18 protein-coding genes are annotated in these 18,661 nt (G+C 66.1%); 9 read left to right on the top strand and 9 right to left on the bottom strand.

Going from position 1 to position 18,661, the window contains the following annotated elements:
- Positions 1–173: 173 nt before the first annotated feature.
- On the bottom strand, positions 174–1,196 hold the full coding sequence (locus WKW79_RS03950; RefSeq protein WP_340333782.1) for an AraC family transcriptional regulator: 1,023 nt from the start codon (positions 1,194–1,196) through the stop codon (positions 174–176).
- A 206-nt stretch (positions 1,197–1,402) separates the two neighbouring features.
- Positions 1,403–1,906, bottom strand: a complete 504-nt coding sequence (locus WKW79_RS03945) for a dihydroneopterin aldolase (RefSeq protein WP_340333781.1) — start codon at positions 1,904–1,906, stop codon at positions 1,403–1,405.
- A gap of 339 nt (positions 1,907–2,245) precedes the next feature.
- Between WKW79_RS03945 and WKW79_RS03940 the strand changes: the two genes are divergently transcribed.
- Both WKW79_RS03940 and WKW79_RS03935 read left to right on the top strand, forming a co-directional pair.
- Positions 2,246–4,279, top strand: a complete 2,034-nt coding sequence (locus WKW79_RS03940) for a sigma-54-dependent Fis family transcriptional regulator (RefSeq protein WP_340333780.1) — start codon at positions 2,246–2,248, stop codon at positions 4,277–4,279.
- The gene (locus WKW79_RS03935; RefSeq protein ID WP_340333779.1) at positions 4,276–5,058 is read left to right on the top strand and encodes an HAD family hydrolase; all 783 of its coding nucleotides are present in this window, start codon (positions 4,276–4,278) and stop codon (positions 5,056–5,058) included. The genes WKW79_RS03940 and WKW79_RS03935 overlap by 4 nt, the downstream gene beginning before the upstream one ends.
- On the opposite strand, the gene yddG is transcribed toward WKW79_RS03935, so the two are convergent.
- The 4 genes from yddG to WKW79_RS03915 form a co-directional block, all read right to left on the bottom strand.
- Positions 5,027–5,953, bottom strand: a complete 927-nt coding sequence (gene yddG / locus WKW79_RS03930) for an aromatic amino acid DMT transporter YddG (RefSeq protein WP_340333778.1) — start codon at positions 5,951–5,953, stop codon at positions 5,027–5,029. The genes WKW79_RS03935 and yddG overlap by 32 nt on opposite strands.
- On the bottom strand, positions 5,950–6,882 hold the full coding sequence (locus WKW79_RS03925; protein WP_340333777.1) for a dihydrodipicolinate synthase family protein: 933 nt from the start codon (positions 6,880–6,882) through the stop codon (positions 5,950–5,952). Before WKW79_RS03925 ends, yddG begins: the two co-directional genes overlap by 4 nt.
- Before the next feature lie 77 nt (positions 6,883–6,959).
- Positions 6,960–8,288, bottom strand: a complete 1,329-nt coding sequence (locus WKW79_RS03920; protein ID WP_340333776.1) for an MFS transporter — start codon at positions 8,286–8,288, stop codon at positions 6,960–6,962.
- 102 nt (positions 8,289–8,390) lie between these two features.
- A complete protein-coding gene (locus WKW79_RS03915) occupies positions 8,391–9,710 on the bottom strand; it encodes an NAD(P)/FAD-dependent oxidoreductase (protein WP_340333775.1) in 1,320 nt (439 codons plus the stop codon).
- 100 nt (positions 9,711–9,810) lie between these two features.
- Between WKW79_RS03915 and WKW79_RS03910 the strand changes: the two genes are divergently transcribed.
- A complete protein-coding gene (locus WKW79_RS03910; RefSeq protein ID WP_340333774.1) occupies positions 9,811–10,797 on the top strand; it encodes a LysR substrate-binding domain-containing protein in 987 nt (328 codons plus the stop codon).
- On the opposite strand, the gene WKW79_RS03905 is transcribed toward WKW79_RS03910, so the two are convergent.
- Together WKW79_RS03905 and WKW79_RS03900 are read right to left on the bottom strand one after the other, a co-directional pair.
- A complete protein-coding gene (locus WKW79_RS03905; RefSeq protein ID WP_340333773.1) occupies positions 10,794–11,423 on the bottom strand; it encodes a response regulator in 630 nt (209 codons plus the stop codon). The genes WKW79_RS03910 and WKW79_RS03905 overlap by 4 nt on opposite strands.
- Positions 11,420–12,778, bottom strand: a complete 1,359-nt coding sequence (locus WKW79_RS03900) for a HAMP domain-containing protein (RefSeq protein WP_340333772.1) — start codon at positions 12,776–12,778, stop codon at positions 11,420–11,422. Before WKW79_RS03900 ends, WKW79_RS03905 begins: the two co-directional genes overlap by 4 nt.
- A 387-nt stretch (positions 12,779–13,165) precedes the next feature.
- Here WKW79_RS03900 and pqqA point away from each other — a divergent pair, with 387 nt between their 5' ends.
- The 6 genes from pqqA to WKW79_RS03870 all read left to right on the top strand — a co-directional run bounded on the left by pqqA (position 13,166) and on the right by WKW79_RS03870 (position 17,007).
- On the top strand, positions 13,166–13,240 hold the full coding sequence (gene pqqA, locus WKW79_RS03895) for a pyrroloquinoline quinone precursor peptide PqqA (RefSeq protein ID WP_340333853.1): 75 nt from the start codon (positions 13,166–13,168) through the stop codon (positions 13,238–13,240).
- Positions 13,241–13,318: 78 nt separating this feature from the next.
- Positions 13,319–14,239, top strand: a complete 921-nt coding sequence (gene pqqB / locus WKW79_RS03890) for a pyrroloquinoline quinone biosynthesis protein PqqB (protein ID WP_340333771.1) — start codon at positions 13,319–13,321, stop codon at positions 14,237–14,239.
- 42 nt (positions 14,240–14,281) lie between these two features.
- The gene (pqqC, locus tag WKW79_RS03885; RefSeq protein WP_340333770.1) at positions 14,282–15,025 is read left to right on the top strand and encodes a pyrroloquinoline-quinone synthase PqqC; all 744 of its coding nucleotides are present in this window, start codon (positions 14,282–14,284) and stop codon (positions 15,023–15,025) included.
- Positions 15,022–15,297: a pyrroloquinoline quinone biosynthesis peptide chaperone PqqD gene (gene pqqD / locus WKW79_RS03880; protein WP_340333769.1), complete on the top strand. Its 276-nt coding sequence runs from the start codon at positions 15,022–15,024 to the stop codon at positions 15,295–15,297. The genes pqqC and pqqD overlap by 4 nt, the downstream gene beginning before the upstream one ends.
- Positions 15,288–16,418: a pyrroloquinoline quinone biosynthesis protein PqqE gene (pqqE, locus tag WKW79_RS03875; protein ID WP_340333768.1), complete on the top strand. Its 1,131-nt coding sequence runs from the start codon at positions 15,288–15,290 to the stop codon at positions 16,416–16,418. The genes pqqD and pqqE overlap by 10 nt, the downstream gene beginning before the upstream one ends.
- A 76-nt stretch (positions 16,419–16,494) precedes the next feature.
- Positions 16,495–17,007, top strand: a complete 513-nt coding sequence (locus tag WKW79_RS03870) for a DUF3016 domain-containing protein (protein ID WP_340333767.1) — start codon at positions 16,495–16,497, stop codon at positions 17,005–17,007.
- A 61-nt stretch (positions 17,008–17,068) separates the two neighbouring features.
- Here WKW79_RS03870 and WKW79_RS03865 read toward each other — a convergent pair whose 3' ends face one another.
- Entirely contained in the window at positions 17,069–18,655 is a 1,587-nt protein-coding gene (locus tag WKW79_RS03865) for an NHL repeat-containing protein (protein ID WP_340333766.1), read from the bottom strand.
- Positions 18,656–18,661: the final 6 nt, after the last annotated feature.

Genomic DNA, 18,661 nt, shown 5'->3' with positions numbered 1-18,661 from the left:
GTGCATTATGCGCGCCGTGCCATGGGCATCGGGCTTGGCCGATGGCGACAAAAGTTTTTCTTTTGGCGACAGCTTGGGGTAAGACCGGATGCCGGTCTGCGACTTTGAGCCAGCGCGGCGCAGATGCTTCGGTGCGATGGCCCAGGGGGGCCGCTGGCGCCCCGGAGGCGGGGTCACTTCGCCTGGTCGAAGACGGTGCGCAGGGCCGTCGGCGGCACGCCGAACCAGCGGCGGCAACTCCGCGTGAGGGTCGAGGCGTCGGCATAGTCGAGCATGGCCATCAGCACCGACAGCGATGGTGGATCGGCGCTGCGCATCATGCTTTCGACCATGGTGCGGCGAACCTCGTCCTTGATCTTCTCGAAACTCGTGCCTTCTTCCACCAGCCGCCGCTGCATGGTGCGGGGGTGCATCGCGAGCATCTGCGAAACCGACTGGTGCGAGGCTCGCTCCGTGCCCAGCAGGCGCTGCACGATCTGGCGCACGCGGTCGGAGAAAGGCTTGCTGGGCTCGATGAATTGCGTGTCGATGTAGCGCTGCGCCATCTCGCGCAGCATCGGATTGCTGCCGTGCAGCGGGCGCCGCACGTCGCGGGCGCTCAGCCGCACCGCGGCCTGGGGCTGGTTGAAGCGGCAAGGCGCGCCGAGCAGTTGTTCGTGTCGTGCGCTGCCCTTGGCCCGGGCATGCGGCAGCAGGATTTCGTGCGGCCTGAATTCGCCCTGGCCCAGCATGTGCGCGCAGCGCACCATCACCCCCAGCGCCAGTTCGACGGCCTGGACACAAGGTGGGCGCGGCTCGATCTCGATGTCGAAGCAGAAGTCGACCCAGCGTCCCGAGGCGCCGCCAACGGGTTCCACGGTCACGCGAATGGCCGGGCTGTGAACGAACATGTAGCGGCCGGTCAGCGCAAAAGCCTGCGCGATGTCGGCTGCGTTCTCGGTGATCACCGCCACCGGCCCGAGAATCTCCAGCCCCTGGCGCTGCGACAGTCGCAGCCCGAAGTCGGGCTGCTCCGATGCCTGCGCCGAATGCTCCAGCAGCGCGATCATGTCGGGGTAGGGGATCAGGCGGTCGGGGTCCCGAAGGGCCGCGAGCGACAGGCCGGCGCGTCGCAATTGAACGGCCGGTGACAGGCCCGCTTCCGTGGCCTGTTGTTCATAGCCGGCGAGTGCCGCGGCGCGGATGAGTGGGTTCATTTCTGGAAATGGAGGCCGTGGCATTTTCGCGCGTCGCGGCCTCCGCAAATACCCTGAAATGAACGCCGCGAAGCAAAGGCGGGCGTCCGGGCTACGCCCTGAGGCGGCTCACACATTGTCCGGGTTCATGGCGGGGCAGCGGTACACACTGTCATGCCCGTGGGGCAGGACATGGACCCCGGCGCGCGTTTGAATGCGATGCCGGATCAGCGCTGGGCGTCGTCGGGCACCATGCCGGAGCCGATCAGGCGCAGCACGGCGCCGGCGCGCGACAGCGGCACCTCGGAGGCCGGCGCCCGACGCTCGATCTGCACACCTACCGCGCCCACGTCGCTGAACTTGCGCGGCTTCACCACCTTGACCCGGACCCAGCACGCGCCAAATTCGCCGATGGCGATGTCCGCGATGGCCTCGGCGAAGGCTTCCAGCAACTGCAGCCTGTGCTCCGCCATCAGGCCGCGCAGGCGCTCGCAGACCTTGCCGTAGTCGATGGTGTCGGCGATGCGGTCGGTGTCGCAGGCCCGCGCACGCAGCAGGCCCATGTGCACGTCGATGACCAGGGGTTGCGGGCGGTGCAACTCCGTCTCGTGGATGCCGATCACGGTGTCGCCGGTGAACCCCTCGATGAAGATCACGTCCATCGCGGCCAGGTCGGGTGCCGGCGCCGAGGCGGGCGCGGGTGAAATGAAGGAAGGATGGCTCGTGTCCAAGGGGCTCTTTCTTTCTTCTGGGGAGCGATCGTCGCCGGGAAGATTTCCCTATGCAATGGACCCCGGATCCGCAAAATCCGGGCCACGCATCGCGTCGGGCGCGCGGTGGGAATTTGCGCGCCCTCGTGCACACCCCGTTGCGTTCAGTGGTCACTGCGTTACAGAATCGTCAACCGGCGCAAATCGACGCCGGGCGGACTGGAGACATCGATGGTGCTGACGGTGCGTAAAAATGCGGGGCATTTGGCGGGACATCCGGCGGGACATCCGGCGGGACATCCGGCGGGACATCCGGCGGGACATCCGGCGGATGCCCACGCCAATCGGGTTCTGGAAGTGGTGCGCGGTAGTCTCCCGGAGCGCAGCGACGACGTCGTGACGCTCTCCTGGATCCGCTGCCTGAACCAGTACAACCTGCGGCCCGACAAGCCGCGCGACCCGGCCGTGATGGGGCGTGTGCTGCTCGAGGAGCGGCGCGCGCGGCACACGGCGGTGCTGGAATGCGCGCGCTACGAGATGACCACGCTCTACCAGCAACTGGCCGATACCGAGATGGCCGTGCTGTTGACCGACACCGACGGCGTGATCCTGCACATGGTGTCCTCGCCGGAGTTCGCGGCCGAAGTCGGCCCGCTGGGCCTGCGCGCGGGCGGCATCTGGAGCGAGACCGAGGCCGGTACCAATGGCATGGGCACCTGCCTGGCCGCGGCGAGCCCGGTCTGCGTGCGGCGCGAGGACCACTTCTACACGCAGTTCACGCAACTGACCTGCTCGGCCGTGCCGGTGTGCGACCCGGCCGGCAACATCGTCGCGGCGCTCGACGTCACGAGCCGGTCCAGCCTGATGCAGCAGCACCTGCTGGTGTTGCTGACGATGACGGCGCGGATGATCGAGAACCGTCTGATCGACCACCAGTTCCGAAACGCCCACCCGCTGCATTTCCACAGCCGCCCCGAGTTCGTCTACACGCTGCATGAGGGCAAGCTCGCGGTGGACGACGACGGGCGCGTGCTGGCCGCCAATCGCAGCGCCTTGTTCCAGCTGGGCCTGCAGTCGATGGACGAGATCCGGTCGCGGCGCATCGAGGACCTGTTCCAGACCTCGCTGCCGGACATGCTGCAGCGCAGCGCATCGTCATCGTTTCATCCAGTCGTGACCTACCGGACCAATGCGGCATCGCGCTTCTTTGCCGTCGCGCGGCGCCCGGCCTCGTCAGCGGATGCGTTCTGCGTTACGTCCTCGGCGCCAACCGCGACGCCAGCGTCGGGTAGCGGCGCGTTGGCCTTGTCGCGTGCCAAGGTCCGTCCGATGGCCCGGCGCATTCCGAGCGCGGCCTGCGTCTTCGAGGATCCGCGCCTGGCCTCGCAACTGGAGGTCGCCCGGCGCGTGATCTCGCGGGGCACGCCGGTGCTGCTGTGCGGCGAAACCGGCTCGGGCAAGGAAGTCTTTGCGCGCTCGCTGCACGAGGACAGCCCGCAGGCATCAGGCGCCTTCGTGGCGATCAACTGCGCAAGCCTGCCCGAGGCGTTGATCGAATCCGAACTCTTCGGCTACTGCGCCGGCGCGTTCACCGGAGCGCAGAAGGCGGGGCGGCGCGGCAAGATCCAGCAGGCCGACGGCGGCACCTTGTTCCTCGACGAAATCGCCGACATGCCGCTGGAACTGCAATCGCGCCTGCTGCGCGTGCTGGACGAGCGCCGCGTCACGCCGCTGGGCACCGAGGAAAGCCATGCGGTCGACTTCCAGCTCATCAGCGCCAGCCATCGTCACCTGCCGACGCTGGTGCGCGACGGCCGGTTCCGCGAAGACCTGTATTACCGGCTGGCCGGCATCGAAGTGCAACTGCCGCCGCTGCGCGAGCGCAGCGACAAGCTCGCGCTGATCCGCGGCATGCTGGCCACCGAAGGCGGCAGCGACGCCGTGCTGAGCGCGGAGGCCGAGCGCATGCTGATGGCGCACCACTGGCCCGGCAATGTGCGCCAACTCGGACACGTGCTGCGCACGGCGGCGGCACTGGCGGATGGCTCGCCGATCACGCGTGTGCACCTGCCTGCGCTGGCCGTCAACCTGCATGGCCCGCATGACGCGGAGCATGTGCCCCAGGTCGGCGGCGAGCGCTTGGGCGCGGCCCCGATGCATGCTGCCGAATTGCAGGCCGCCGCGCCGCACAACGCCCAGCATGACGACGCGCACGCCTCGTCCCGGCTCAACCCGATCCAGGCCAACGAGCGGCAACTGCTGCTGCAGATGCTGGAGCAGCACCGCTGGAACGTGAGCAACGTGGCCAAGGCGCTCGACATCAGCCGCAACACCCTCTACCGCAAGATCCACAAGCTGCAGATCGAGGTCTCGCATCCAGAGCAGGGTGCGTGAGCGGGCGTCGTGACGGGGCAGGGGTGGCGGGCAGGGCGCCTTCCGGCAACGTGGCGCTGTTCGACCTCGACCACACGCTGATCCCCTTCGACAGCGGCACCGCCTGGATTCGCTTCCTGATGCGTCATGGCCGCCTGCCGGCCGACGCCGAGGAGCGCCACCTGGACTTCTGCCGGCTCTACGTGGCCGGCACCCTCGACATCCATGCGATGCATCGGTCCAACATGCAGCCGCTGCTGCCGGTGCCGCGGCCGGTGCTTGCGCAATGGCAACGTGAATTCGAGACCGACCTGGCGCCGCGCATTCCGCCTGCGAGCCTGGAAGTGGTCGAGCGGCATCGGGCGAACGGCGACTTGTGCGCCATCGTCACGGCGACCACGGAACTGATCGCCTGGCCGATTGCCCGCCTGTTCGGCATCGACGAGCTGATCGCGACGCGGCCCGCCACCGTGGACGGCTTGCCGGACGCTGCGTTCACGGGAGAGATCGACGGTGAGCCCTGCTACCGGCACCACAAGGTGAGCCGGGTGACGGAATGGCTGGCGGCACAGCCGCAGGGGGCGCGGACTCGGATTGGCGACTTCGGTCGCTCGTGGTTCTATTCCGATTCGATCGGCGATTTGCCTCTGCTTGAAGCGGTGTCGGACCCGGTTGCTGTATGTCCCGACGAGCGCTTGCGGGCGCATGCGTTGCAGGCAGGTTGGCCGATCCTGTATTGGCCTCCCGCAAATCCCACCGAGAAAGCCATCACGCACTCGTCCTCGCCTGGCTCCCGATAGCCGGTCGTGTACGTGCGCCGCGTGTCGCCAGCCAGCACAGGATCGATCCCCCGCAGACCATCGCTGCACCTTGCCAGAAGGAAATGGACAGCGACTGGTGCAGCAGCAGCGCGGCGAGCGCAGCGGACAGGACCGGCGTGAAGTACGACGCGCCTGCCAGCACGGTCACATGGCCGTGCAGGATGCCGGTGTTCCAGGCTGCATAGCCAAAGCCCATCGCCGAGGCGGCCAGCGCGAGCTGGAGGACGGCGTGGAAGCTGAAGTGCATCGCGCCACCGCCGTCAGACAGGTACTTGGCCCAGAGCGTCAGGGCCGTCAGCATGAAGAACAGGGTGATGCCGTTCTTGCCGCCGGCCATTCTTGCCGTCACCGTGCAATAGGCCGCCCAGATCAATGCGCCCGCGAAGGCCAGCCCATAGCTCAGCGGGTTGGTCAGGATGTTGTCCACCATGCCTGGGACGTCCAGGCCCCGGTCGCCGCCCAGCACCCAGCAAATGCCGAAGAGGGACAGGACGAGTCCCGGAACGATCAGCAGGTTCGACTTCTGACCATTGAACGCAATCGCGAACAGCATGGTGAAGCTCGGCCACAGGTAGTTGACCATGCCCACCTCGATGGCCTGCCGGCCACTGTTGGCGTAGCCGATGGAAAGCGAAAGACACAGCTCGTATGCCACGAAGAGCAGGCTTCCCCACAGCAGGTAGCGGCGAGGAAAGGCTCGCAGCCTGGGGAAGCCGATCGTGAAGAGCAGAAGAACAGAGGCCACCGTGTAGATCATCGCGGCGCCGCCCGTGGCGCCGAGGCTCTCGCTGACGCCGCGGATCAGTCCGACGATCGAGCTCCACAGCAGGATCGCGATCAGGCCGATCAGGGTCGCCTTGTTCTTGCTGATCATGCGACCTTCTTGAGTCGTTGGCTGGAGGGCGCGTGCACGATGGCGGCCACTTCGCGCTTCAGTTCGTCAACGATGCCCTTGAGCGCTTGCTTCTCACTGGCGTCGAGCACTTGCAAGGGTGCCCGTACGCCGCCGGTACGCAAGCCCGCCAGTTCGCAGCCATGCTTGATGGATTGCACGAACTTGCCGCCTTCCAGGAAGTCCATCAGCGGCAGCATCGCGGACATGATGCGGCGGCCCTTGTCGAAGTCCTTTTGGACCACGCAGGCTTCGTAGAGCGCAATGTGCTCCGCGGGGACGAAGTTCGAGCCGGCGCAGGTCCAGCTGCGCGCACCCCAGGCGAAGAACTCGATGGCCTGGTCGTCCCAGCCGCAGGAAATGTCGATGTTGGGAAACTCGCGCGCCAGCATGTGCAGTTGGCCGGTCTCACCCGAACTCTCCTTGATGGCCACGAAATTCTTGGAAGCCCTGGTCACGATGTCGAAGAACTCGCGCCCCATCGAGACGCCCATGCGGCCCGGGTAGTTGTAGAGCATGACCGGCAGGCCCGCGGCCTTGTCGATGGCCAGCGCGTGCGCGGCGTTCTCCTGCTCGGTCGGCAGCGCGTAAGGCGGCGAGCCGACCAGGATGGCATCGGCCTTGATCGCCCTGGCTGCCTTGGCGTATTCGACCGAATCCTCGGTGCGCACGGCACCGGTGCCGACGATCAGCGGAAGCCGTGTGCCGATCACCTGCCGGGCGAGGGCGGCGAGGTCGAGGCGTTCCTGCATCGTCTGCGCGTAGTACTCGCCGGTGGAGCCGCCAATGATGATGCCGTGCACCTTGGCATCGATCAGGTATTCCAGGACTTCGGCGAATGCCGCAGTGTCGATCTGGCCGTCGGAGGTCAGGGGCGTGATGGCGGGGGTGTAGATGCCTTCGAATTTCATGATGATCTTTCTGTCGATTGTGGGATGGGTTTGCGATCAAGGGACGCCTGCGCATTGCAGGCGGGAGGGATGTCTTGTTAGCGCGCCAGTGAAGCGGCCTCCTGCAGGCTCATCGAACGGGTCTCCGGCGCCAGGGCCAGCGAGACCAGCAGGCCGAGCAGCGTGACCGCCGCGGCGGCGAACATGGTGTTGCCGATGCCGATGCCTTGCAGCGAGAGCGGCACCAGCCAGGTTCCCACGGCCGCCCCGATGCGGGACAGCGAGGCACCCATGCCGACGGCTGCCGAGCGGATCTCGGTCGGGAACAGCTCATTGGGGTACACCAGTTGCAGCACCTGCGCCCCGCCGATGAACACCGCATAGGCACCGAACAGGACCAGGACCAGCAGTTCTGCGCCAGCCGAGAAGTAGCCCAGCCCCAGCAGCGCCAGGCCCGACCACAGGAAGCTGTGGATCAGCATGCTGCGGCGGCCGACGACATTGATCAGCTTCGTGGCGATGACGCAGCCCACCACGAACAGCAGGGTGATGGCGACGGAGCCGAAGGAAGCCCAGGCGCCACTCAGGTTCAAGGCCTGCAACACCTTCGGGGCGAAGGCATACACGGCAAAGACCGGGATGACGGAGCAGCTCCAGAACACCGCGACGAACAGCATGCGCCTGCCGTAGCCGGAGTGCAGGAGATCAGCGATCGACACCTTCTTCTCGGCCGGCTGCTCGGGCAGGTTGCGCAGCGAGAACGAGGGGCCGTAGACCTTCTGGATGACGGCTTCAGCTTCCGTCGTGCGGCCCTTGCTCAGCAGCCAGCGCGGCGATTCGGGCGTGCCGATGCGCACCAGCAGCAGGGCCACGCCGATGAAGGCCGGGCTCGCCAGCACCAGCCGCCAGGCGTCGGCCTCGCCGCTGCCAAGGAGGAGGTTGCCGACCACATAGGCCAGCGCGGCGCCTGCGAACCAGAGGATGGTGAGCATCGCCAGGCGCGGGCCGCGGTGCTTGCGGGGCATGAACTCGACCAGCAGCGAGCCAGCCACCGGATACTCAAAGCCCACGCCGATCCCGATGAGGAAGCGCAGCAGGAACAACGCCATGCCCGAATCGGCCCACAACTGCGCGACCGAGCACAGGACGAAGATCGTCGGGCCGACGAAGAAGAGCTTCTGGCGGCCGAGCCGCCCGGTCAGCACGCCGCCGAGGAAGCCGCCGAAGAAGATGCCGATCAGCGCCGAGGCCGCGATCAGGCCTTGCCAGAAGCCGTTGAGGTCGAGCGCGGCCGCCAGCGGGACCATGGCCACGCCGATGATGCTCAGGACGTAGCCGTCCAGCACCCAGCCGCCGCCGCAGCGCACGCTCAGCCACTGGTGGAATCGGTTCAATGGAACGTCTTCGATGGAAATAGGGGTTGTCATGATGTCTCCGTTGTTGAAAGCAAAGGCGTGCCGCCCGGCAAATGCGCCAGGTCTCGTTCACGCGAGGAATTGAAAAAGGGCCGCGAAATGCCCGGCGGACTTTCAGCCTTCCCGGCCGGCCCGGTATTGGTTCCACTTGAGGCTGAGATTCACGCCCATGGAAAGAAATGGCTGGGGCGGATTCCTGACCGGACCTGGCGAATTGCGCAGGAAATCGATCAGGTCATTGCGCTCGCCGGCCAGCCAGTCGGCCAGCAGCGTTCCGGTGGCAGTTCCGCGGGTCACTCCAAGTCCATTGCAGCAAAGTGCACCGTAGACATTGGGTGCGAGTTGACCGAAAAAGCCTGCGTGATTGCGAGACAAGGCCAGCGATCCGCCCCATGTGTAGTCGAATTCGACGCCAGGCAGCATCGGGAACCTGCGCTGGAATGAGTCGCGATGCCTGTTGACGAATTGATCCAGGTATTTCTGCTTGCTGCGCCCGTCGGGATTGAAGCTGAAGCTGTTCCTCACGAGGATCCGGTTGTCGTGGGTGCGGCGCAGCGTGGTGCCGAAGGGATCGGCCGGAATCACGCCCCAGAAGTCCTTGCCCCCCAGGCGGGCCTGCTCCGCTGGCGTCAATTCGCGCGTCAGGCTCGCATAGGTGAAGACCGGCAGCATCGTTCCCTGCAGGAAGCCGAAGCGCATGCCGAAGGCGTTGTTGGTGAGGACGAGGTTGTCCGCCGTGATGCGGCCATTGCGGTGCGTGAGCACGGTCTTTTCACCGTAATCGACGTCGGTGATCGCGGTGTTTTCATGCAGCGTGACGTTCGACGGAAGGCTGTCGGCCAAGCCCTTCACCAGCGCCGCGGGCTGGACCAGCATCGTGCCGGGGGTGAACAAGGCCTTGCGGTAGAAGCTTGTGCCGATATGGTCGGGCAGGTGCTTCCCGTCGATCATTTCGTAGGGCTGGCCGAGCTTGTCCAGACCGCGCCGGTAGGCATCGAGTACCGCAATGCCACGGTCTTCAATGGCGGCCTGGTATTTGCCGGAGGCGCGGAGATGGCATTCGATCTGGTGTTCTTCCACGAGGTTTTTCAGCATCGTCTGTCCGCTCAGATTCAGCTTCATCGTCGTCTTGGCGGTTTCAATGTCGCCGATATAGTCATCGGCGCCGATATCGTGCGGCAAATCGATCGCGAAGCCGGCATTCCGGCCGGAGGTGCCAAATCCCACCTCCTGCGCATCGATCAATACAATTTCCTCGTCCGGGAAATGAATGGCCAATTGCCTTGCCGCCGCGAGGCCGGTAAATCCCGCGCCCACCACGACCCAGCGGGCTTTGGTATTTCCGGAATGGCCCGGTTTGGCCTTTCGTGGCTTGCTCAAATGAAACCAGCCGCAGGTTGAATCATCCGCTGGAAGTGAAGTGATCTTGGTCATTTCCTTGTCTCCGAATTGCTTATTGGGTGATTCGAAGTCTAGGGAGGCCGTTAATTGGGCACAATCGACCTTTCTTGCGTGGAAGTGATAACGTCACGTTATGAGCAAGCACGCCACACCCGACCAGACGCTGCTCAAGATGCCCTCGTTGCGGGCCGTGAAGTGCTTCGTCGCGGCGGCGCGCTTCCAAAGTTTCACGCGCGCCGCCGAGACGCTGTGCGTCACCCAGGCCGCCATCAGCCGGCAGATCCGTGAGTTGGAAGACCATCTGGGCACGCCGCTGTTCAAGCGCGTGGGGCGCTCAGTGGAATTGACGGCGGCCGGCATCGTCTTCTTCGATGCCGCGCAGTTGTCCTTCATCAACATCGCGCAGGCCGCGACGCGCATCCGCAAGGACTACGGCAGCACCGCGCGACGGACGCTGACGCTGTGCTGTTCGCCGGCCTTCTCCGCGCTGTGGATGTCACACCGGCTCGCCAGCTTCTTCCAGGCGAATCCCGACATCGACCTCAACCTGGTCGCGACGGAAAACTTTCTCTCGATGGAGCCCGGGACGAATCCGGACATCTTCATCACCAAGCTCTCGCGGGTCATGGACGGCTACCTGAGCAAGCCGCTGTTTCATGACCGGGTCTATCCGGTGTGCGCGCCGGGTTACCTGGCCGCCCACCCAGAGATCAAGACGCTGGAAGGACTGCGGGACGGCGTCCTGCTGGACCTGAGCCCCTATGGGCGATCACAGATTGCCGAGCATGTGGACTGGGGCGTGTGGTTCGCCATGCATCAACTCGACATCGAGGATCGGCTGCGCCAGGGGCCGCGCTACTTCAATGCCAACGACTACAACCTGCTGGTGCAGATGGCGCTCGGCGAGCAAGGCGTCACCTTGGGATGGGACCACCTGGTGCGGCACCTGGTCGAGCAGGGACGGCTTGTGAGGCCGGTGGTGCAGGAGATGGTGCTGGAAGGCACGCACCACTTCATCGCGTATCGCGAGGAGCAGGCGGGCGATGACGCGGTGGGACGCTTCCTGGACTGGTTCATGGAACAGGCCGGCATGGCGCCGAGCCTCAATGACGACGCCTAAGCCTGGATCAACCCCCAGCGCAGCGCCACCAGCGTCAACTCCGACTGGTTGCTTGCCCCCAACTTCTGCTTCACGTGATAGAGGTGCGTGCCCACGGTGCTCGGGGACAGGTTCAGCGTCTCGGCGATCTGCGCCACGCTCTGGCCGCGCGCCAGCTGGATGAAGACCGAGAACTCGCGCTCGCTCAACGTGTCGGCCGGGCTGGCATCGCCTTCGAGCTGCGCGAGCGCCATGGCCTGTGCGGTGGCGGGATCGACATAGCGCTGGCCGCGGGCCACGGCGGTCACGGCCGCGATCAGTGCATCGGGCGCGCTGCGCTTGGTCAGGTAGCCCAGCGCGCCGGCGCGCAGCACGCGTCGCGGGTGCACCGTGTCCTCGTAGGCGGACAGGGCGAGCACGCGCGCCTTCGGGTCTTGCGCAAGCAGCCGCCGCACGGCCTCCAGGCCGCCGATGCCGGGCATCGAGAGGTCCATCACCACCACGTCGGGCTTGACCCGCGCGTAGTCGATGCAGGCCTGCTCGCCGGTGTCGACCTCGGCCACCACTTCGCATTCGGCGTCGGACAGCAGCATGCGAAAACCCATGCGCACCAGGGCATGGTCGTCGGCCAGCATCACACGGATCACGCGGTCTCCTTGTTGTTCACGGGCAAGCGCACTTGCAGGCGGGCGCCGTGGGGCGCCACGTTGTCGATCTCGAAGCTGCCGCCGAGTGCCTGCACGCGCTCGGCCAGCCAGCGCAGGCCGTGGTGGCCGCCGCGATGCAGGTCCTCGGGGGCGAAGCCGGCGCCGTCGTCGACGAGTTCCAGCCGCACCTCGTCATGGCCGCCTTGCAGCGTCAGCCCGAGCCGGGCGGCCTGGCCATGACGCATCGCGTTGGTGATGCCTTCCTGGGCCGCGCGGTAGAGAGCCAGCGAGGCGTCCGCGCCCAACACCGCATCGGCCAGGTCGACCTGCTGCGCGACCTGCACGCCGGCATGGGTGCGTTGCGTGCGCTCGACCAGGTCGGCCAGCGCCTCGGCCAGGCCGAAGTTGTCCAGCACCAGCGGTGTCAGGCGCGGAATGATCCCGTGCATCGCGTCGTAGAGTCGCGAGGATTCGTCGGCAATCAGGCGCGCGGCCTGTTCGGACTGCGGGTCCAGTGCACGCATGCGCGCCGCGATCGACAGGGCCATGCTGCGCATCGCGGTCACCGACTGGCCGAGCTCGTCATGCAGCTCGCGCGCGATCAGGCGGCGCTCGGCCTCGATGTGCTTGTCGACCCAGCGCGAGAGTTCGCGACTGTCGGACAGCTGGGACTCGGCGCGCACGGCACGGCGCTCGGTCTCGATGTGGCCCTGCAGGTCGTGCACCATGCGGTTGAAGGCCGCGCCGATGGCGCCGGCCTCGGTGCCCGCGAGTGGCGGCAGCTCGACGTCGAAGCGGCCACCCTGCAGTTGATTGAGCGCATGCACGATCTGGCCGAAGGGCCGCACCGCCCGGCCGACCAGCCAGAACACCATCGCATTGACCACGAACAGGAACACCAGGGCGGCGATGCCCAGGTTCAGCATGTAGTCCCAGGCATCGACTTCGGCTCGCGAGGGATTGGCCCGTACCACCAGCTTGCCGTCCGAAAAGGCGATGGACTGCATCGACGGAGTCGGACCGACCAGCGCGCTGAACCACTCGGGCGCGTCGCGGCCGGCCTTGTAGGTGGGCGGCGGCGAGCGGTAGAGCTCTTGCCCTTGCGCGTCGTAGAGCGTGAGGTCGTTGGAGCGGATCCGGCCGATGCTTTGGAGGAAGGCCATCATCGCGGGCGTGCCCTGCGCCGCGTAGCGCATGGCCTGGCCCTGGAGCAGCAAGGACGCCACGCGATTGGCCGCCGCCGTCTCCTCGTGCACCGACTCGCGCATGCTGCGCAGCTCCAGCGTGAGGATGGCGGCCGCGAAGACGAAGGTCAGCGCGACGACGATCAGGTTGATCTTGAGCCGGAGACTCATCTGCGATGTGGCCCCCACGCTCGGCACTGCGTGTCCTCGCTGCCCCCCGAGGGGGCGCGAGCTTGCTTGGGGCGGCCCGGCGCGGACTGCATATGCCCCCACGCTCGGCACTGCGTGTCCTCGCTGCCCCCCGAGGGGGCGCGAGCTTGCTTGGGGCGGCCCGGCGCGGCGCTCGTAGCTGATGTGTGAGCTGACACCCGGGCGATGGTAGCGACTTGTTTCATGCTGTGTACCGACCCGGTCCGATTCATGAAAATCATGAGGCGCGAATCATGATCCAGGGGCTGTGCTGGCGCGGCATGAGGAGGGACCATACGTCACGGGACTCGAGAAATCCCCGCGACCGCCAGTCGGTGGCCGTGCAACTGCGCAAAAGGAGAACCGCCTATGACATGGGAAACCCCTACCGCTCAAGACTTCCGCTTCGGCTTCGAAATCACGATGTACGTCGCTGCCCGTTGAGCCGGGCTGCGCAAGTTCAAGCCCCGCTGGCCTGGCCTGCGGGGCTTGTTGTCTTCTTGGGCTTTCACTTGCACTGATATGCGCATCACCGTCCTGGGTTCGGCTGCCGGTGGCGGCTTTCCGCAGTGGAACTGCAATTGCCGCAATTGCGCCGGCCTGCGCGCCGGCACCTTGAAGGCCAAGGCGCGCACGCAGTCGTCGATCTTCGTGCAGCCCGACGACGGCGACGATGGCGTGCTGTTCAACGCTTCCCCCGACATCCTGGAACAGATCCGCAGCAAGCCGGCGCTGCAACCCGCGCGCACGCTGCGCGACACGGCCATTGCCGGCGTGGTGCTGATGGATGGGCAGATCGACCATGCGACCGGCCTGTTCATGCTGCGCGAGCGCACCTCGCCGCTGCCGCTGTGGTGCACCGATCCGGTCGAGGAAGACCTGCGCAGCGGCAATCCGGTGCTGGCCGTGCTGGGGCACTACTGCGGCGTGGATCGGCATCGCATCGCGCTCGACGGCACGTCCTTCAGCGTGCCGGGCATCGCGGATCTGAGCTTTCGTGCCTTGCCCCTGTCGAGCAAGGCGGCGCCGTATTCGCCGCACCGCGACAACCCGGTCGAGGGCGACAACATCGGCATGCTGATTTCCGACGGGCACAGCGGCAAGTCGGTGTTCTATGCGCCGGGCCTCGGGCAGATCACGCCAGCCGTGTTCGATGCGATGAGCAGCGCCGATGCGGTGATGGTCGACGGCACCTTCTGGACTGACGACGAGATGCCACGCATGGGGCTGAGCACGAAGACTGCGCGCGACATCGGCCACCTGCCGCAGTCCGGGCCGGGTGGGATGCTGGAGTGGCTGGCGAAGCTGCCGGCCGCGACGCAACGGATGCTGATCCACATCAACAACACGAACCCGATCCTCGATGAAGACTCGGAAGAGCGCGCCACGCTTGCCCGCGCCGACGTCGAGGTTTGCGAAGACAACATGCTGATCCGCGTCTGACGGAACGACCGCGCGAGATCCGCCCAATGCGAGCACACTGACATGAGCCAGACCCCTCCAACCGTCAATGCCACCCCTTCATCGCAAGCCTGGACGCGCGAGCAGTTCGAAGCCAAGCTGCGCGAGCGCGGCCGGGCGTACCACATCCACCATCCCTTCAACGTGATGCTCAACACCGGCCGTGCCACGCCGGAGCAGGTGCGCGGCTGGGTGGCCAACCGCTTCTACTACCAGATCTCGATCCCGATCAAGGATGCCGCGGTGCTGTCCAACTGCCCCGACCCGGAGATGCGCCGGGGCTGGGTGCAGCGCATCCTCGACCATGACGGCTTCGAGTTGAATGGCATCCGAGACGAGGGCGGCGTCGAAGCCTGGCTGCGCCTGGCCACCGCTGTGGGCCTGACGCGCGAGGAGGTGCTCGACCTGCGCCACGTGGCACCGGCGATGCGCTTCGCGGTCGATGCTTATGTGAACTTCGCGCGGCGCGCGCCCTGGCAGGAGGCGGTCTGTTCGTCGTTGACCGAACTGTTCGCGCCCGAAATCCACAAGCAGCGCCTGTCCACCTGGCCCGAGCACTATCCGTGGATCGAGCCCGAGGGCATGGCCTATTTCCGCAACCGGGTCAGCCAGGCGCGACGCGACGTGGAGCAGGGCTTGTCCATCACGCTCGCGCACTTCACGACGCGGCCCATGCAGGAACGCGCGCTGGAGGTGCTGCAATTGAAGCTCGACATCCTCTGGGCCATGAACGATGCGATGGCGCTGAAGTACGGGGTGACCGCATGAACTCGCCGACCGTCGACTCGTTGCCGCGCGTCGGCCCGGGCTTCCGGCTGCAATGGGAGCCGGCGCAGAACGCCCATGTGCTGCTGTACCCGGAAGGCATGGTCAAGCTCAACCAGAGTGGCGGCGAGATCATGAAGCGCTGCGACGGGGAACGCACCATCGCCGCGATCGTGAGCGAACTCGAGACTGCTTTCTCGATGCAGGGCCTGGACAAGGACGTGCTCGCCTTCATCGAGATGGCCGGCAAGCAACGGTGGCTCGCATGGGACTGAATGCGACGCCCGGCCCGCCGCTCTGGCTGCTGGCCGAGTTGACCTACCGCTGCCCGCTGCATTGCGTGTTCTGCTTCAACCCGGTCGACTTCGCGCGGCAGGAAGAGGAGCTGACGACAGAGGACTGGATGCGCGTGCTGCGGCAGGGGCGCGAACTGGGCGCGGTGCAACTGGGTCTCTCGGGCGGTGAGCCGCTGGTGCGCGATGACCTGGAGGAGATCGTCGCCGAGGCGCATCGGCTCGGTTACTACACCAACCTGCTGACCTCTGGCGTCGGGCTGACCGCGACGCGTGCCGCCGCGCTCAAGGCGGCGGGGCTGGACCATGTGCAGCTCTCCTTCCAGGATTCGACGAAGGAGATGAACGACTTCCTCTCGCACACCAAGACCTTCGACCTGAAGAGCCGCGTGGCGAAACTCATCAAGGACAACGGCTGGCCGATGGTGCTGAACGTGGTGATCCACCGCATGAACATCGACCACATCGACCGCATCATCGGCATGGCGGCCGACCTCGGCGCCGAGTACCTGGAACTGGCCAACACGCAGTACTACTCCTGGGCCTTCCTCAATCGCGACCAGTTGCTGCCGACGCATGAGCAACTGTTGCAAGCCGAGCGCAAGACCGACGCCTGGCGCGCCAGGATGGGCGAGCGCATGCGCATCTTCTTCGTCGCGCCCGACTACCACGAGGGCAAGGCCAAGAAGTGCGTGAACGGCTGGGGCAACATGTTCCTCACGGTCGCGCCCGACGGCACGGCCTTGCCATGCCACACCGCGAAGATGCTGCCGGGCCTGAGCTTCCCGAATGTGCGCGAGCATGACTTGCGCCACATCTGGTTCGACTCCGAAGGCTTCAACCGCTACCGCGGCACGGGCTGGATGAAGGAGCCGTGTTCATCCTGCGAATTCAAGGAACAGGACCTCGGCGGCTGCCGCTGCCAGGCTTATCTGCTGGCCAACGATCCGGCTGTCGCCGATCCAGCCTGCTTCAAGAGCCCGCACCATCACCTGGTGGAAGAGGCCGTGGATCGGGCGGGCACCTTGTCACCAGCGCGGGTCGTGGAGCATCCACTGGTGTTTCGCGATCCGGCCAATTCGCGCAAGCTCACGGTCGGTTGAGCAGGCGAACAAGCCTCGGGAACTGTCGAAGTCTGCGGCAGGTCGAACCTGCCTCGCTTTTTCGAAGGGGCATGCCATGCATCCATCGTTCAGCCTGTTGCCGGGCGGCCTGCTGGCCATCGCGATGACCGCAGCCCATGCCGATGTGACGGTCAATTTCATCGATGCGGAGCACTACACGGACGCGGCGTACTCGTACGCGTATGCCAACGACAAGGACCGTGCCGTTGTGCAGCGCGACATCACGCAACACTTGAAGCGCCTCGCCGATCGCAGCCTGCCGCCCGACGAGACGCTGACCGTCGACATCCGCGACATCGACCTCGCGGGATGGTTCGAGCCCTGGCACGCGCGCGGCCATGACGTGCGCATCCTGCGCGACATCACCTGGCCGCGCATCAAGCTGGCCTACGTCCTGAAGCGCGGCGACCAGGTGCTGGCAAGCGGCGAGGAACGCCTGGCGGACATGAACTACCTGATGGGGCCCAACATCTATCCGAGCAGCGACCGCCTGCGCTACGAGAAGCCGATGCTCGATGGCTGGTTCGAGAGAGTGGTGAGGAGGCGCGAAGGCGCGGGAAGCCAGTAGCGTCCCCGAATGGCCCGAGCCCGTCGCTTGACGTCGGCCCGGCCATTCGATGGATGCCCGTCTATGGCGTCGGCGCCGTGCCGCTCAGTTCCACCGGAATCGGCGTGACGACCAGTTTCTCGCTGCCCAGGATCACCAGGTTGTTGCCGTCGGGCGTGACGCGCATCCGGGGGCGGTAGCACTCGTAGTCGGGGTACTCGGCGCTCTGGCAGCCCGGGCGGTCCACAAGCGGGAAGCTTCCGACCAGCGGCAGTTCGAGTTGCGTGCCAGCCGCAGCGCTGCTGTCGTAGACCCGGACCATCGGCGCCGACGACGCACCGGACTCGATGGTGTAGTCCAGGATGTATGCGCGCCGTCCATCCGGGGACAGTTGGGCCGCTCGCACTCCCGTCGACGGTTGGGGGATGGCGCCCACCGTGCCGAATGCGCGGTCGTAGACCTTGTAGCCGCTGAACAGGAAACGATCGCCGTTGTCGCTCAGGCTGGTCAGGTAATAGAAGAATTCCAGCCCGACGGGATTGGTCCGGAAGACGCCATCGGCCACGTCCATGTAGAGCATCGGCGGTGCCGGTGAGATGGATGCGGATTGGGTCATCATCAAGCGCGAACCATCGGGCGACACGGCGAAGAACGGGCCGCTGTAGCACGAGGGGCAGGAGGAAGACGCGTCGCCGAAGGTGTTGGTGCGCAGGTCGAAGAATCCCAAGCCGTTCCAACTTCCGCCCGACCCCGTCGGCATCCACAGCCTGCCGTCGCTGGTGAAGGCGATGCCCACCTCGGTGTGGGTGCCCTGGTTGGAAATGCCGGCGGCGTTGACGTAGCTGCTCTTCACGCTGAAGGTCTTCAGGTCGATCAGGTTGACCTTGTTGCTGCTGTCCGTGGCCGCAAGTACGCTGGCGTCGGGCGTCAAGGCGATGTCTCGCAAGCCCGGAACGGAAAGCGTCGAACTCGTCCAGCCCGATGCGCCGGCGCGGAATCGCACGATGGCACTCAGCCCGGCCGAGAAGAAGGTGGGATACGAGGCATAGATGTCGCCGCGCACGCGGTCGTAGACCATGGTGCGGGGGATGCCGAGGCCGCTGGTGTCCAGCGTTGCATAGCTCATGCCTACGGTTAGCGTGTAGGTGACAGACCAGGGCGACCCGGCATGTTGCAGGGTGCAGGCCGCATCGGCGCAGGCGCGGAAGATCAGCGTGCCCTTGTAGGTGCCAGGCGGCAAGCCGGCCTTGGGCGTCACGACGATGCGCGCTGAGAGACCGGTGACGGTGACCTGTGTGCTCTCGATGTTGGGATCGGGTTGCCCGCTCGGCGTGCTCACGTCGACGAACAGGCTGGTGGACGCCGGACCTTGGACGACCACGTTGACGACGGCGCCAGCGGGCGCGGCCCCACCCGTCTGGTAAGCCAAGGTGAGTGCCGACGTGTCGAAGGTGGCGGGCAGGCCGCTGTTGGTCGGCTTGGGTGTGGTGTCGATCGGCGGCGTCGTCGTGGTGCCGGTGGAGATGGGAAAGAACGCGCCACCGCCTCCGCCGCCTCCGCCGCCTCCGCCGCCTCCGCATGCACTCGCCAGAAGCAAGGCCCCGACTCCCAGCAGCCTCGCGGCCACGTTCACATTCGCGGCCTTGCCGCGCCCAAGTTTCCAGATCATTCGACA

The sequence above is a fragment of the Variovorax robiniae genome (assembly GCF_037889955.1).
GTDB classification, from domain to species: domain Bacteria; phylum Pseudomonadota; class Gammaproteobacteria; order Burkholderiales; family Burkholderiaceae_C; genus Variovorax; species Variovorax robiniae.
The sequence above is the reverse complement of the archived record's forward strand: the minus strand, read 5'-3'. Positions and strand labels throughout refer to the sequence as shown.